A 13830-nucleotide genomic window follows, 5' to 3' on the forward strand; every position below is an offset into this window, starting at 1 on the left:
CGGCTCCCCGTATCCCGAGCGATCACGGCATCGTCGACGTCACCGCACGGGCCCCGGATGTAACCGGTTTCGATTCGAGTGTATGACCTACCACCGACACGTTTCGGAGCCGCGCCGGGTTCACCTGCCGCCTCCGCCCGCGTCGCTCCGGTCGCGGTGCCGATCGGCGACCTGCGCGGCGGGCTCCGGGGTGACGCAGGCTGCCGCCTCCGCCCGCGTCGCTCCGGTCGCGGTCACTATTGTCGGGGCGGTGACCACACAGCAGGACTACCCGGTGCTCTGGCCGGTGCCGACCCGATGGGCCGACAACGACCACTACGGCCACGTCAACAACGTGACCTATTACTCGTACTTCGACACCGCGGTCAACGCCTGGTTGATGGCCGCGACCGGTACCGACATTCGGGAGCTGCCCGCGATCGGCGTAGTCGCCCAGACCTCGTGCCAGTATCTGGGCTCGCTGAGTTTCCCCGACCAGCTGCGGGTGGGGTTGCGGATCAGCCGCCTCGGCCGCTCCAGCATCACCTACGATCTGGCGATCTTTCGCATCCTGGACGCCGGCACCGCCGCCGATACCGCCGGGGAGGATCTGGAGCTGGCCGCCACCGGCAGGTTCGTGCACGTCTACGTGGACAACGAGACCCGCAAATCCGTGGAGATCCCGGCGATCATCCGCAGCGCCGCGGCCGCGCTGGTGACCGACGAGGCTTAGACCCGGCCCAGCAGGGTCAGCGGATCCTCGAGCAGTGAGGCGACCGTCGACAGGAATCGCGCGCCGAGCTCCCCGTCGATCATGCGGTGATCGAAGCTCACACCGAGCGTGGTGATCCACCGGATCGCCGGCTCGTCGCGATACACCCACGGCCGTTTCCGGATGGAACCCAGGCACAGAATCGCGCCCTCACCCGGATTCACCAGCGGCACACCGGTATCGACGCCGAAGACACCCACATTGCTGATGGTGAAGGTGCCGCCGCGCAGATCGGCGGGGGTCGCCGAACCGGCGCGGGCCACATCGGCGAGCCAGCCGATCTCCCGGCACAGCTCGCGCAGGCTCAGCGACTGCGCCTCCTTGATGTTGGGGACGAGCAGCCCGCGTTCGGTGGCCACGGCGATGCCGAGGTTGACGTAGTGCTTGGTGACGATCTGATTGGCTTCGGCGTCCCAGCAGGAGTTGATCCCCGGGAATTCGGCGATCGCCGCGAGCGTCGCCTTCGCCACCAGCGCGAGGGGAGTGAGCGACAGCCCGGTGAAGGAGTCGGTGCTGCGCAGATGGTCGAGCAACTCCATCGAGGCGGTGAAATCGGTGGTCACGAACGCGCTGGCCTGCGGAATCGTGCGGGCGCTGGTGGTCATGGCCGCGGCGATGCGCTTGCGGACACCGCTGACCGGGGTGCGGGTTTCGCGTTCACTCGGCGTCGGCCGGATGATGCCGCCGTCGGGTCGCATGGTGGGCACCGGTGGAGCGGCCGGGCGCGGAGCGTCGGCGGCCTCCTCCTCGGGCCGCACCCGGCGCGGCGGCTGCGACACCGGCACCGCGTGGCGCACATCCTCGACCGTCACCGCCCCGCCCGGCCCGGAGCCGGCCACGAACGCGATATTGATACCGAGTTCGCGAGCCAGCTGGCGGGCGGCCGGCGTGGCGGGCGGGCGGCCCGGGAACTCCGGCGGAATCTCCTCGGATCGTCCCGGTGCGGCCGAATGCGGGGCCGCGGCACCGTTTTTCGACGCCGGACGACGCCGCGTGGGCGCTTCGGCCCCGGGCCCGTAACCGACGAGCACCGAGGTCCGGCTTTCGCCCGCCGCGGGAGCGTCGCCGGCCGGCGCGGCGGTGCGCACTCTGATCAACGGTGCGCCGACCGCCACCGTCTCACCGGGCCGGGCCAGCAGTTCGGCGACCTGCCCGGCGAACGGACACGGTAGTTCGACCTGCGCCTTGGCGGTCTCCACCTCGGCGATGGTCTGGTTGAGTTCGACGGTATCGCCGACGGCCACCGACCAGGAGATCAGTTCGGCCTCGGTCAATCCCTCCCCGAGATCGGGCAGCCGGAACTCGAGTATGTGGTTGTTGTCGTCCACAGCAGGGTCTTCCAAAGGGGCACCTCTGTCCGAACAGTTGTCAAGCGGCGAACGTTCGATCGACCGCGTCGAGAATGCGATCGGGGTCTGGCATGTGGTGCCGTTCGAGCTTAGCCGGGGGATACGGGATGTCGAAGCCACCGACGCGCAGGATCGGCGCCTCGAGATAGTAGAAACACCGTTCGGCGATGCGGGCGGCGATCTCGGCGCCGAGCCCCGCGAAGACCGGCGCCTCATGGGTGACGATCAGCCGGCCGGTGCGGCGCACCGATTCCTCGATGGTGCCGAAATCGATCGGCGACAGGCTGCGCAGATCGATCACCTCGAGTGAATGCCCCTCTCCGGCCGCGATTTCGGCCGCCGTCAGCGCGGTCGCGACCATGCCGCCGTAGGCGACGATCGTGGCGTCGCGGCCCGACCGGCGGATGCGCGCCCGGTCCAGGGGGAGTGGATCCGCGTCCAGGGCGGTGAAATCCAGATCGGCCTTGTCCCAGTAACGCCGCTTGGGCTCGAAGAAGACGACCGGGTCGTCGCACGAAATAGCTTGGCGCAACAGCCGATACGCATCCTCGGGCGTACTCGGCGAGACCACGCGCAGTCCGGCGGTATGCGCGAAATAGGCCTCCGGCGACTCCGAATGATGTTCGACCGAACCGATTCCCCCGCCGAACGGAATCCGGATGGTGATCGGCGCGCGGACCCTGCCCTGGGTGCGGTAGTGAATCTTGGCGACCTGCGAAACGATCTGGTCGAAGGCCGGGTAGACGAATCCGTCGAACTGGATCTCGCAGACCGGCCGGAAACCGCGCAGCGCCATGCCGAAAGCGGTTCCGATGATGCCGGATTCGGCCAGCGGGGTGTCGATCACGCGGTTGTTCCCGAAGTCCTTCTGCAGCGTGTCGGTCACCCGGAACACACCGCCGAGCCGCCCGATGTCCTCACCCATCAGCACGACCTTCGGATCGTCCTCCAGTGCCCGGCGCATCCCCGTGTTCAGCGCGTTCGCGAAGGTGGTGATCATGCCCGTACTCCTTCCTCGAAACCCGCCAGGTACCCGGCGTATTCGTCGCGCTCGGCGGCGATCAGCGGATGCGCGGTGGTGTAGACGTGGTCGAACAGCTGCATCGGATCCGGATCGGGCATATCGATGGTCGCGGTGCGGACCGCGGCGGCGACCGAGTCGGCGCGCGCGGTGACCTGGCGCTCGAAGTCGCTGTCCCACAGTTCTTCTCGTTCGAGGAGCCGTCGCAAGCGGTCGATCGGGTCACGGCGCTGCCACAGTTCGGTTTCCGCGGCCGAGCGGTAGCGGGTGGGATCGTCGGCGGTGGTGTGCGGGCCCATCCGATAGGTGATCGCCTCGATGAACGACGGCCCGCCACCGGCGCGGGCACGGGCGACGGCCTGGCGGGTCACGGCCAGGACGGCCAGCACGTCGTTACCGTCGACCTGCACGCCCGGAATGCCGTATCCGTAGGCGCGCCGGACGATCGGCGTCTGGCTCTGCAGCTGCACCGGTTCGCTGATCGCCCAGTGGTTGTTCTGGCAGAAGAACACCACCGGCGCACTCCAGGAGGCGGCGAAGCCGAGCGCTTCGGCGATATCGCCCTGACTGCTGGCACCGTCACCGAAGTAGGTCAGCACCGCGATCTCCGCGCCTTCCAGATGTGCGGCGTAGGCGTAACCGGTGGCATGCAGGCCCTGCGAGCCGACGACGATGGCCGGATTGGTCATGTTGATCTCGTCCGGATCCCAGCACGAATGCGCCACCCCCCGCCACAGCCGCGTGATCAGGGTGGGATCCACGCCACGGCAGTAGGCGACACCCGCCTCGCGGTAGCTGCAGAAGACGTAATCGTCGTCGTGCAGGGCGCGGGCGGAGCCGATCTGCGATGCCTCCTGGCCGAGCAGCGGTGCCCACAGGCCGAGCTGGCCCTGCCGCTGCAGTGCGGTCGCCTCGACGTCGATGCGGCGGGTGACGACCAGGTCCTCGTAGAGTTCGCGCAGTTCGGCCGGACCGATGTCCGCGATCAGGGCCGCGTGCTCGCGGTCGAGAACACGGCGCCCGTCGGGCTGGACCAGTTGCACGGGATAGGGGTTCGTCCCGGTGTCGTACTTGGTTGTGGTGTTGTGCGTCGTGGTGTTGTGCACAGCCATCACCTCCTCGTTGCCGCGTACGACGGGGTCTCCGTCCTCGCGATCCGGCGGACTGCTCTTCGCCAGCTGTGTGCTGTACCTCACAGCATCCACGATTGAGCGGGATGCGCAAGTGGCAACACGCGAACTGCGCAGAATGCTCGATCCGAACGGGGTCAGGACTGTCATACTGCGTTACATGCCCAGTGCTGAACCCGCTCCGGCGACAATCGACGCCACCGACGCCCGGCTGCTGCTGGAACTGGTTGCCAACCCTCGTGCCACCGGGGTGGAACTGGCCACGCGACTGGGGCTGTCCCGCAATACCGTGCAGGCCCGGCTGGCTCGATGGGAGGCCGCCGGTGTGCTCGCCGGATTCGAACGGCGCGTGGACCCGCGCGCCCTCGGTTACCGGCTGGCGGCCTTCGTCGCGGTGGTGGTCGATCAGCATCGGCTCGCCGACGTGGTGGCCGAACTCGCCGAGATCCCCGAGGTCACCGAGGTGTGCGGCACGACGGGGCAGACGGATCTGACGGTTCGCGTGGTCGCGCGCGACGCCGACGATCTGTACCGGATCACCGGCGCGATTCTGAAGATCGCGGGTGTGCAGCGCACCAATATGGCACTGGTGATGCAGCAATTGGTCGGGCCGCGCACCGCGCCACTGCTGCAGCGACTGGCTGGAGCCGACGAGTCGGCAGCGCCACGACAGGACGCGGGACGACAGGACGCAGGCGAGAATTCGGTCCAGTTCCGGCGTACTGGCCGCTGACGGCAGGGCCAGCCGCCCGCGAAGATAGCTCGGTGACTGCCACCGCCGATTCCGCATCCCACCCGCCCGACGTCGCCGAGGCACAGGCGAGCCTCCCGGCGGCGGTCGAGGGCGAGCACGGGCCCGGCGGTACCGGACAGGCGATGAGCGCCGGGATCATCGCCGCGCTGGTCGGTTTCACCAGTTCGTTCGCGGTCGTGCTGGCCGGGCTCACCGCCGTCGGCGCGACCCCGGCGCAGGCCGCCTCGGGTCTGCTGGCGGTCTGCGTCACGCAGGCGGTCGGCATGTGGATCCTGAGCCGGCGCTACCGCATGCCGATCACCCTCGCCTGGTCCACTCCCGGTGCGGCGCTGCTGGTCGGCGCCGGTGCGGTGACCGGTGGCTGGCCCGCGGCGGTGGGAGCGTTCGTGGTCACCGGGATATTGATCGTCCTCACCGGATGCTGGTCACGGCTGGGCCGGCTGATCACCGCGATCCCGGTGGAGATCGCGCAGGCCATGCTCGCCGGTGTACTGCTGCCGCTGTGCCTGGCGCCGCTGCGGGCGCTGACCACCTCGAGCGCGGCGGTGGTGGCGCCGGTGCTGGTGGTGTGGGTGGTGCTGCAGCGGTACGCGCAGCGGTGGGCGGTGCCCGGCGCCTTCGTCACCGCGGTGGCCGGTGCGGCGATCGCGATGGTCGCCGGACATCGCTCGATTCCGGCCGGCGATCTGGTGCCGAAGCTGGAAATCACTGTGCCGCACTGGAGTTGGCAGGCGATCATCGGCATCGCGATTCCGCTGTATGTGGTCACGATGGCCGCGCAGAACATCCCCGGCGTTGCGGTCATGAGCTCGTTCAAATATCGGGTGCCGTGGCGGGCGTCGATGACGGTCACCGGGCTCGGGACCATCGTGGGTGCCCCGGCGGGCGGGCATGCGATCAACCTGGCCGCGATCAGTGCGGCGTTGGCGGCCGCGCCGTCGGCCCACCCCGACCCGCGCCGGCGCTGGGTGGCCACCATGGCCGCCGGCGGGTGCTACCTCGTGCTGGCTCCGGCCGCCGCGGCGCTGGTCGCGCTCGCCGCCGCCGCACCCGCCGGTGTGCTGGAAACCGTTGCCGGACTTGCCCTCGTCGGCACCTTCGCCGCCGCGCTCACCGCGGCGCTCGGGGTCGCCGAACATCGTGTCGCGGCCACGGTGACGTTTCTGGTCTCGGCCTCCGGGATAGCGGTGTTCGGCATCGGCGCGGCGTTCTGGGCGGTGGTCGCGGGCCTGGTCGTGCGATGGATGCTGACCCGCCGGGACACGCCGGTGTCGTAGGCTGACACCTGTTCGCGTCACGGGTACATCTGTTGACTGAGGAGCCGGGCTTGACCGCGGTACTGATCTCCCCCGAAGAACTCCGGAAATCGCTGGCGGACAGCGAGAGCCGGGTGCATCTGCTGGATGTGCGATGGGCGCTGGGCGATCCCGACGGGCCCCAGCACTATCTCGCCGGCCACATTCCCGGCGCGATCTTCGTCGATCTGGAGACCGAGCTGGCCGCGCCGCCGTCCCCGGCACACGGCCGCCACCCGTTGCCGACCCTCACCCACCTGCAGAAATGCGCCCGCAGCTGGGGACTGCGCACCGGGGAGCCGACGGTCGTCTACGACGCCACCGGCGGTATGGCCGCGGCGCGGGCGTGGTGGCTGCTGCGCTGGGCGGGCGTGCGCGACGTGCGCATTCTCGACGGCGGCCTGCCCGCGTGGGAGCGCGGCGGCGGCGATCTGGCCGTCGGCACCGAACCCGACCCGAAGCCCGGCGACGTGGTGCTCACGCCCGGCAATATGCCGGTGGTGGAAGCCGACGAGGTCGCGGGCTGGCGGGGCGCGCTGCTGGACGCGCGAGCCGGGGAACGTTATCGCGGGCAGGTCGAGCCGATCGACCCGCGCGCCGGGCACATTCCCGGCGCGGTGAGCGTGCCGACCGCGGAAAACCTCACGCCCGAGGGCACTTTCAAGACCCCGGACCAGTTGCGGGCGCGGTTCTCCGATCTCGGTTCCGGCCCGGTGGCGGTCTACTGCGGTTCCGGGGTGACCGCCGCCCACCAGATCGCGGCGCTGTCGGTCGTGGGAGTGTCGGCGGCGCTGTATCCGGGTTCGTGGTCGCAGTGGTCGTCGGATCCGGAGCGTCCGGTCGCCACGGCGCTGGATTGACGCGAATCAGCCCACGGCCCCCGCTGCCAGGGCCGCGCGCCAGTCACCGTATTCGCTGATGTCCTTCCCGTCGGCGGCGGCGGTCCCGTCACATCCGAATGCGGTGTGCCAGGTGCCGTCATCGAGTTCGACGGCGCCCAGCTGCATCGGCGCCGGCAGCGCGGCGAGGAAGCGGCCGAGGGCGGCGGGGGAGAGCAACCAGCGTTCACCCGCGACCGGCACACCACCCTCGCAGCGGGTCACCGCGGGCTTCGGCGGCGTGGTGTCCAGGGCGGCGAGGCGATAGGCCGCGGCCGTGCGAACCGGCCCCGCCCACCGCGCGCCGAGCGCATGCAATTGGTGTTCCAACGGCTGGCCGCGCAGATGCGCCCCGAACACGATCAGCTCACTCACCGGTGCGACCGCCAGCGGCCACGGCCGCGTGATCTCCGCGTCGCCGGTGATCGACACGGCGATGTCCAAGGCCACCGCATCCTCGAACGGCCGCGCGAAAACCGTGACGCCGAAACAGGATTCGCCCGCCATTCCGGCGGGCACGGCCACGGCGCACAGATCGAACAGATTGCAGAAGTTCGTGTACGTGCCCATGCGGGAGTTGACCCCGATCGGATCCGCCTCGACCTGCGCGATGGTCGGATGCGTCGGGGCGGTCGGCGCGAGCAGGGCATCGGCGTCGCCCAGGCTGTCCATCGCGAGCGCGCGCAAGCGCTCGAGTTCGGCGCGGTCGGCGACCAGCCGATGCGCCGGAATCTCGCGGGCGGCGCGGACGATGCTCGCGACGGTCGGATCGACCGCATCCGGATGTGTCTCGATGAATTCACCTACCGCGGCGTACCTTTCGGCGACCAGCGCTCCATTGTAGAGCAGCCGGGCCGCCGCCAGGAACGGCGCCGGGTCGATCTCCACGATGGTCGCCCCGCGCCGGCGGAGCGCGGTGACGGTGCGGTCGAACGCCGCCCGCCACACCGGATCCAGTTCCGGCAGTTCGGCGAAGATCGCGACGGTCGGGCGCGGCGGCGCCGCCAGCCGGGTATCGGCGGGCCAGGCGCGTGCGGGCGCACCCGCGGCCATCACCCCCATCGCCTGATCGGCGCGCGCCGGGTCGGCGGCGAAGATCGTCACGCAATCATAGGAACGGCAGGCCGGGACGACCCCCTCGGTGGAGACGACTCCGACGGTCGGTTTGATGCCGACGATGCCCTGCAGCGCCGCCGGAACGCGCCCGGAACCCGCGGTATCGGTGCCGATGGCGATATCGGCCGCACCGGTCGCGACGGCCACCGCCGAACCGGAACTCGAACCGCCCGAGATGAATTCGGGACGACGCGAGTCCGAGACGGGACCGTACGGCGAGCGGGTGCCGACCAGACCGGTCGCGAACTGATCCATATTGGTCTTGCCGACCACGACCGCACCCGCGGCGCGCAGGGCCGCGACCGCGGGCGCGTCGCGGTCGGGTAGGTAGGCGTAGTCCGGGCAGCCGGCGGTCGTCGGCAGGCCCGCGACGTCGACGTTGTCCTTGACGGCCACCCGCAGACCCGCCAGCGGACCGGTGGCGTGCGGACCCGGGTCTTCGGACCGATGAATCCAGATGCTCATATCGGACCCCTCATCCTCGTTCGTGCAATTCGCCCGCCGCCTGCCACGAATCACGCTCGGCGGCGAACGCTTCCGCCTGCACTGCGCGGAAGCCGGCGATGGATTCGGCGTTGGCGGACAGGAAATCGCGATATTCGGCGAGCCGGAATTCGCCCTCCTCCGCGCGCAGTGTGCCGCGACCGCGGGCGAAGTCGGCCCGCATGTCCAGCAGTTCCTCCGCGGACACCGGATACCAGCGGATGCGATCGAAATACCGCAGCAGCCAGGGATCCTCGGCATCGCCGGTGGCGCGGTGGTTCCACACCTGTGTGGTACGGCCGACGAATTGATATCCGCCGGGTCCCTCCATGCCGTAGATGCACAGATAGGCGCCACCGATGCCCACCGCGTTCTCCGGCGTCCAGGTGCGGGCCGGATTGTATTTGGTGGTGACCAGGCGATGGCGCGGGTCGGTCGGGGTCGCGACCGGTGCGCCGAGGTACACGTCGCCGAGGCCGAGCACGAGGTACTCGGCGGCAAAGACCGTATCGAAAACGTCTGCCACCGTGGACAATCCGTTCATCCGGCGAATGAACTCGATATTCCAGGGGCACCACGGCGCATCGGCCCGCACGCCGTGCATGTAGCGGGTGATGGCCTCGCGCGTGGCCGGATCGTCCCAGGACAGCGGCAGGTGCACCGTCCGGCTCGGCACCACCAGTTCCGTGGCCGGGGGCAGGGCGGATTCGGCCTCGCGCAGCAGTCGCAACAGTTTCGCCGGGGCCAGCCGGTCCGGATCGAAACGCACCTGGAGCGAACGGATTCCGGGTGTCAGCTCGGTGATCGCCGGCTCGGCGTATTCGAGCAGATGCCGGTGCAGGGCGTGGACGCGGGCGCGCAATGCCAGATCCAGCGTCATGTCACCGTATTCGACGAGGACGCCGTCGTCGCCGGCGCGGCGATAGGTGACAGTGGTGGTGTCGTCGGCTTCGGCGCGGGCCAGGATGCCGTCGTCGCCGTCACCGCCGTCGGACAGCACGATCGGCCAGTCGGCTCGCCGGGCCGGGCCCAGGGCGCGGATCGAGGCGGCGCGGTCGGCGCGCACCGGGACGAAGCGGACGGTGTCACCGGGACAGAGTTGCCCGAGTTTCCAGCGCTCCGCGGCGACAACCGTGACGGGACAGACGAATCCGCCGAGGCTCGGGCCGTCCGGGCCCAGCAGGATCGGTGTATCACCGGTGAAGTCCAGGGCACCGATCGAATAGGCGGTGTCGTGGATGTTCGAGGGGTGCAGTCCGGCCTCGCCGCCGTCGCTGCGCGCCCAGTGCGGTTTCGGCCCGATCAGCCGCACCCCGGTCCGATCGGAATTGAAGTGCACCTCGTAGTCGGTGCCCAGGATGGTGTCGATATCGGCCCGGGTGAAGAATTCCGGCGCGCCGTGCGGGCCCTCGGTGACCGCGAGTTCCCATCGGCGCGTCAGCACCGGCTGCTCGGCCATCGGTACCCCGGACCCGATTGTGCCGGTCGGCTCGCCCAGGGGTAACCGGTCGCCGGCGCGAAGAGCGGCACCGGTGCCGCCGCCGAATCTGCCGAGTGTGAAAGTGGCCGTGCTGCCGAGGTATTCGGGCAGGTCGAGACCGCCCTCGAACAGGACGTAGGTCCGCATACCCGGACCCTGCATGGCGCCGACATCCAGCGTGCCACCCGCCGGTACCTCGACGGTGCGCCACTGGTGTACGCGCGCGCCGTCGATGGTCACCGTCGCGGGCGCACCGGTCACGCACACTCGGGTCGGCTTGCGGAATCGCAGCGCGGGCCCGCCGAGGGTGCATTCGAGTCCGGCCGCGCCCTCGTCGTTGCCCAGCGCCCGATTGCCGAGCCGGAACGACAGATCGTCCATCGGTCCCGACGGCGGCACGCCGACGTGCCAGTAGCCGACGCGACCCGGCCAATCCTGCACGGTGGTCAGCATTCCCGGCCGCACCACCACGAGGTCGGCGATGGACTCCAGAGTGGTTGTGCTCGTCGCGAATTCGGTTGCCGTCGTCATTGCGTCACCACCATCCGTACCGGCGTCGGATCGAATCCGTTGCAGGGGTTGTTGATCTGCGGGCAGTTGGAGATCAGGACGAGTGTGTCGATCTCGGCACGCAACGTCACCGACTTACCCGGTGCGGAGAGCCCGTCGACGATGCCGAGGGTCCCGTCGGCCTCGACCGGAACGTTCATGAACCAGTTGATGTTCGAGACCAGATCGCGTTTGCCCAGGCCCCAGCGCAACGCCTCGGTGAGGAAGTTCTCCACGCAGGCGTGCTGATGGCGGGTGTGGTGGCCGTAGCGCAGGGTGTTGGATTCCTGCGAGCACGCGCCGGCGATGGTGTCGTGATTGCCGACCTCGTCGGCGACCACGGTCATCAGTGCCGTCCCCGATTCGGCACGGAGGACGCTGCCGGTGGTCAGGAAGATGTTGCGCTGGGCGGCGACGGTCGCCTGGGCACTGTAGCGGTCGGCGTGATCGGCGGCCGAATAGAGCAGGCAGTCCACGGCCTGGTTGCCGTACAGGTCGACGATCTGCCACTGCTGACCCGCCCGGACCACGGTCGACCACGGTGCGCAGGCGGCCACGGTCTCGTCCAGGACGACAGTGCGTTCGGTAACGGTGGTCATGCGATCGCCTCCGGATCGTGTGCGGCCAGCCAGGCCTGTTCGGTGTTCTCCACGGCCCGGCGATATTCCGGCTCGGTGCCGGCGTCGTGGGGCTCCGCGGCGCCCCGCCAGGCGACGACGTCCAGCGCCGTGGCGGGCCGGTCGTCGAGTGGATGGGTGCCGTTGGCGATGAGGACGGTCAGCGGCAGGTGGATCAGCAGTTCGACCGAGCGGCCCGGACCGGCGCTGCCGGTGGCGGTGAGGGCGCCGTCCGCGCCGACGCGCACCCCGCGGAACAGCGCGATCGACGGACCGATATCGCGCGGTGTGAGACCGTGTTTCGCGCCCGCGACCCGCAGTGCCTGTCGTACCCGCGGTGTCGGTCCGCACAACGTGTCGTGGTGGCCGGACGTGTCGGCGACGATCGTGGCGAGCACGCGCCCCTGATCCGACAGCAGCGGATGGCCCGGGCCCGGATAGGCCTGCCACGGCACCTTGACGGTGTCCGCGACGTTCAACCGTTCCCACGGCGCCTCGGCCCGCAGGAGCAGCAGGTGGGCGCCGGCCGCGCCGTCCGGATCGGCCAGCCGGAGCCGGGTACCGCGGGCGAGTACCGCGGTGGTGTAGCCGTTGCCCGGAACACGTTGGGCGAAAATGACTTTCGCCGGATCGAGGCTTTCGGGCAGATCGGGACCGGCGACGGACGCGGCCGCGGCTTGCGCTCGCGCGTGGTCGCGGGCGCCGACGGTGGAGGCGGTTGCGGACATGATGTCTCCTCGCAGAGTCGGATGGGAATGTCGCTCAGGCGGGTTGCGGTGCGGGCCGGGCTTCGGCGGCCGCGGCGCGCGGGGTGACGATGCGGTGCACCACCGCGCCCACCGCGACGGTCAGGAGCAGGAACAGCGGTGCGGCCCAGAGCATCCACCAGCTGCCGCCGGCCGGCGTGTACACCTCCGCGCGCGGCCAGGCCAGATTCACCGCCATCGCGATGCCCCACACCACCGCCGCGACGTTCACCGCGATGCCGTAGCGGCCCAGCGAGAACAGGCCGGGTTCGGCGGCGGGCAGCCCGCGCAGCCGCCGGATCAGCAGCGGGACGGTGACCAGCAGATACGCCACGTACAGCGTCACGATGCATACGCTGGCCAGCGTCGCGAACAGCGCGGCGTTGCCGAGGTTCACCACCAGCAGCGCCACGGCGAGCACGCCGATGATCACCGCGGGCAGGACCGGGGTGCCGAAGCGCGGATGCACGGCGGCCAGTCGCGACGCGAACGGCAAACGGCCGTCGCGGGCCATCGAGAAGATCAGTCGCGAACCCGCGGTCTGAATGGCCAAGGTGCACACCGTGATCGCCACCGCGACACAGCACAGCAGCACGGTGCCGGCCGGACTGTCGAGTTTGGCGGTGATCACGTAGGCCAGTCCGTCGCTGGCCAGGTGGCCGTCGCTGATGCTGGGTGCGGCCATCAAGGCCCCCAGCAGAAGCAGGCCGCCGCCGAGGGCGGAGGCGGCGAGCGCCAGCAGGATGGTGCGCGGCGCGACCCGGCGCGGATTCTTCGTCTCCTCGGAAAGCTCTCCGGCGGAATCGAATCCGACCATCACATAGGCGGCCATCAAACCGGAGACCAGGAACGCCGCCCAGTACGGGCCGGGCGCCGCCTGGTCGGTCTGCAGCACCACATCGGCGCCGCGTTCGGTATGGGTGAAGAACAGAGCTATGACGGCGAGCACGCCCACGATCTCGACGGTGACGCCGATCGAATTGATCCGAGCCATCAGATCGATGCCGATCACATTGATCACCGTGGTGATCACCAGCAGCACGCTGCCCAGCAGGACCGCGTTCGCCGCGCCGTCGGTGGAGGTGAGCGCGGTATCGGTGCCGACCAGTTGGAAACCGCTCCAGATCGAGGGCAGCACGACCTGCAGCGCGATGGCGGCCGCGGCGGCGGTGACGATCTGCGCGATGATCATCATCCAGCCCGCGAACCAGCCCACCACCTCACCCGCGAGCCGGCGCGACCACTGGTAGATGCAGCCCGAAATGGGATAGCGCGCGGCGAGTTCCGCGAAATTCAGCGCGACGAGGAACTGGCCGGCGAACACGATCGGCCAGGTCCAGAAGAACGCGCCGCCGCCGAATCCGTAACCGAATCCGAAGAATTGGAAGATGGTGGTGAGGATCGAGACGAAGGAGAATCCCGCGGCGAACGAGGCGTAGCGGCCGAGTTTGCGATGCAGTACCGGCTGATATCCGAAGCGTTCGAGATCGGCGCTGTCACCGGTCGGGGATTGGGAGGGTGGATCGAGTGCAATGGCCATGGGGCGGTCCTTCGGCGTGGCGGCCAATATCTATCAGGTGACAGTTTTGCGGGCCGGATCGCGCTTTCGGTGACGGCTGTGTATCGCTTGCGGTAACCCGCGTAACGTCTGCGTTGCCGGT

Annotated in this window: 12 protein-coding genes; 4 read left to right on the forward strand and 8 right to left on the reverse strand. The window is 69.6% G+C overall.

The features are described from left to right. Positions 1–250: 250 nt before the first annotated feature. The gene (locus AC5592_RS09225) at positions 251–712 is read left to right on the forward strand and encodes an acyl-CoA thioesterase (RefSeq protein ID WP_083870615.1); all 462 of its coding nucleotides are present in this window, start codon (positions 251–253) and stop codon (positions 710–712) included. Here AC5592_RS09225 and AC5592_RS09230 read toward each other — a convergent pair. Genes AC5592_RS09230 through pdhA form a run of 3 tightly spaced genes read right to left on the reverse strand, consistent with a single transcriptional unit; the run spans position 709 to position 4317 of the window. After that, positions 709–2094: a dihydrolipoamide acetyltransferase family protein gene (locus tag AC5592_RS09230; RefSeq protein WP_051024351.1), complete on the reverse strand. Its 1386-nt coding sequence runs from the start codon at positions 2092–2094 to the stop codon at positions 709–711. The two genes, AC5592_RS09225 and AC5592_RS09230, sit on opposite strands and share 4 nt — an antisense overlap. A 25-nt stretch (positions 2095–2119) precedes the next feature. Continuing rightward, complete coding sequence (locus AC5592_RS09235; RefSeq protein WP_036498463.1) at positions 2120–3100, reverse strand: alpha-ketoacid dehydrogenase subunit beta; 981 nt, start codon at positions 3098–3100, stop codon at positions 2120–2122. Then, positions 3097–4317 (reverse strand): pyruvate dehydrogenase (acetyl-transferring) E1 component subunit alpha, encoded by a 1221-nt coding sequence (gene pdhA / locus AC5592_RS09240; protein WP_232329271.1) that lies wholly within the window; start codon positions 4315–4317, stop codon positions 3097–3099. The genes AC5592_RS09235 and pdhA overlap by 4 nt, the downstream gene beginning before the upstream one ends. A gap of 94 nt (positions 4318–4411) precedes the next feature. On the opposite strand from pdhA, the gene AC5592_RS09245 reads away from it, so the two are divergent. The 3 genes from AC5592_RS09245 to AC5592_RS09255 all read left to right on the forward strand — a co-directional run bounded on the left by AC5592_RS09245 (position 4412) and on the right by AC5592_RS09255 (position 7160). Beyond that, positions 4412–4984, forward strand: a complete 573-nt coding sequence (locus AC5592_RS09245; protein ID WP_084506493.1) for an Lrp/AsnC family transcriptional regulator — start codon at positions 4412–4414, stop codon at positions 4982–4984. 143 nt (positions 4985–5127) lie between these two features. Next, positions 5128–6282 carry a benzoate/H(+) symporter BenE family transporter gene (locus AC5592_RS09250; protein WP_063063975.1) on the forward strand — a complete coding sequence of 385 codons (1155 nt, stop codon included), beginning with the start codon at positions 5128–5130 and terminating at the stop codon, positions 6280–6282. A gap of 62 nt (positions 6283–6344) precedes the next feature. After that, positions 6345–7160 (forward strand): sulfurtransferase, encoded by an 816-nt coding sequence (locus AC5592_RS09255; RefSeq protein WP_036500849.1) that lies wholly within the window; start codon positions 6345–6347, stop codon positions 7158–7160. A gap of 6 nt (positions 7161–7166) precedes the next feature. On the opposite strand, the gene atzF is transcribed toward AC5592_RS09255, so the two are convergent. From atzF to AC5592_RS09280, 5 genes are read right to left on the reverse strand one after another with little or no spacing between them, the layout of a single operon-like run. Then, on the reverse strand, positions 7167–8759 hold the full coding sequence (gene atzF / locus AC5592_RS09260; protein WP_063063944.1) for an allophanate hydrolase: 1593 nt from the start codon (positions 8757–8759) through the stop codon (positions 7167–7169). Between the two features lie 10 nt (positions 8760–8769). Continuing rightward, positions 8770–10788 (reverse strand): 5-oxoprolinase/urea amidolyase family protein, encoded by a 2019-nt coding sequence (locus AC5592_RS09265; protein ID WP_084506495.1) that lies wholly within the window; start codon positions 10786–10788, stop codon positions 8770–8772. Then, complete coding sequence (locus AC5592_RS09270; protein ID WP_063063945.1) at positions 10785–11405, reverse strand: urea amidolyase associated protein UAAP2; 621 nt, start codon at positions 11403–11405, stop codon at positions 10785–10787. The genes AC5592_RS09265 and AC5592_RS09270 overlap by 4 nt, the downstream gene beginning before the upstream one ends. Further along, complete coding sequence (locus AC5592_RS09275) at positions 11402–12151, reverse strand: DUF1989 domain-containing protein (protein WP_063063946.1); 750 nt, start codon at positions 12149–12151, stop codon at positions 11402–11404. The genes AC5592_RS09270 and AC5592_RS09275 overlap by 4 nt, the downstream gene beginning before the upstream one ends. 34 nt (positions 12152–12185) lie before the next feature. Next, positions 12186–13709, reverse strand: a complete 1524-nt coding sequence (locus AC5592_RS09280; protein WP_063063947.1) for an amino acid permease — start codon at positions 13707–13709, stop codon at positions 12186–12188. Between the last annotated feature and the right edge of the window lie 121 nt (positions 13710–13830).

It is taken from the genome of Nocardia violaceofusca NBRC 14427 (assembly GCF_963869435.1).
Lineage (GTDB): Bacteria > Actinomycetota > Actinomycetes > Mycobacteriales > Mycobacteriaceae > Nocardia > Nocardia aobensis.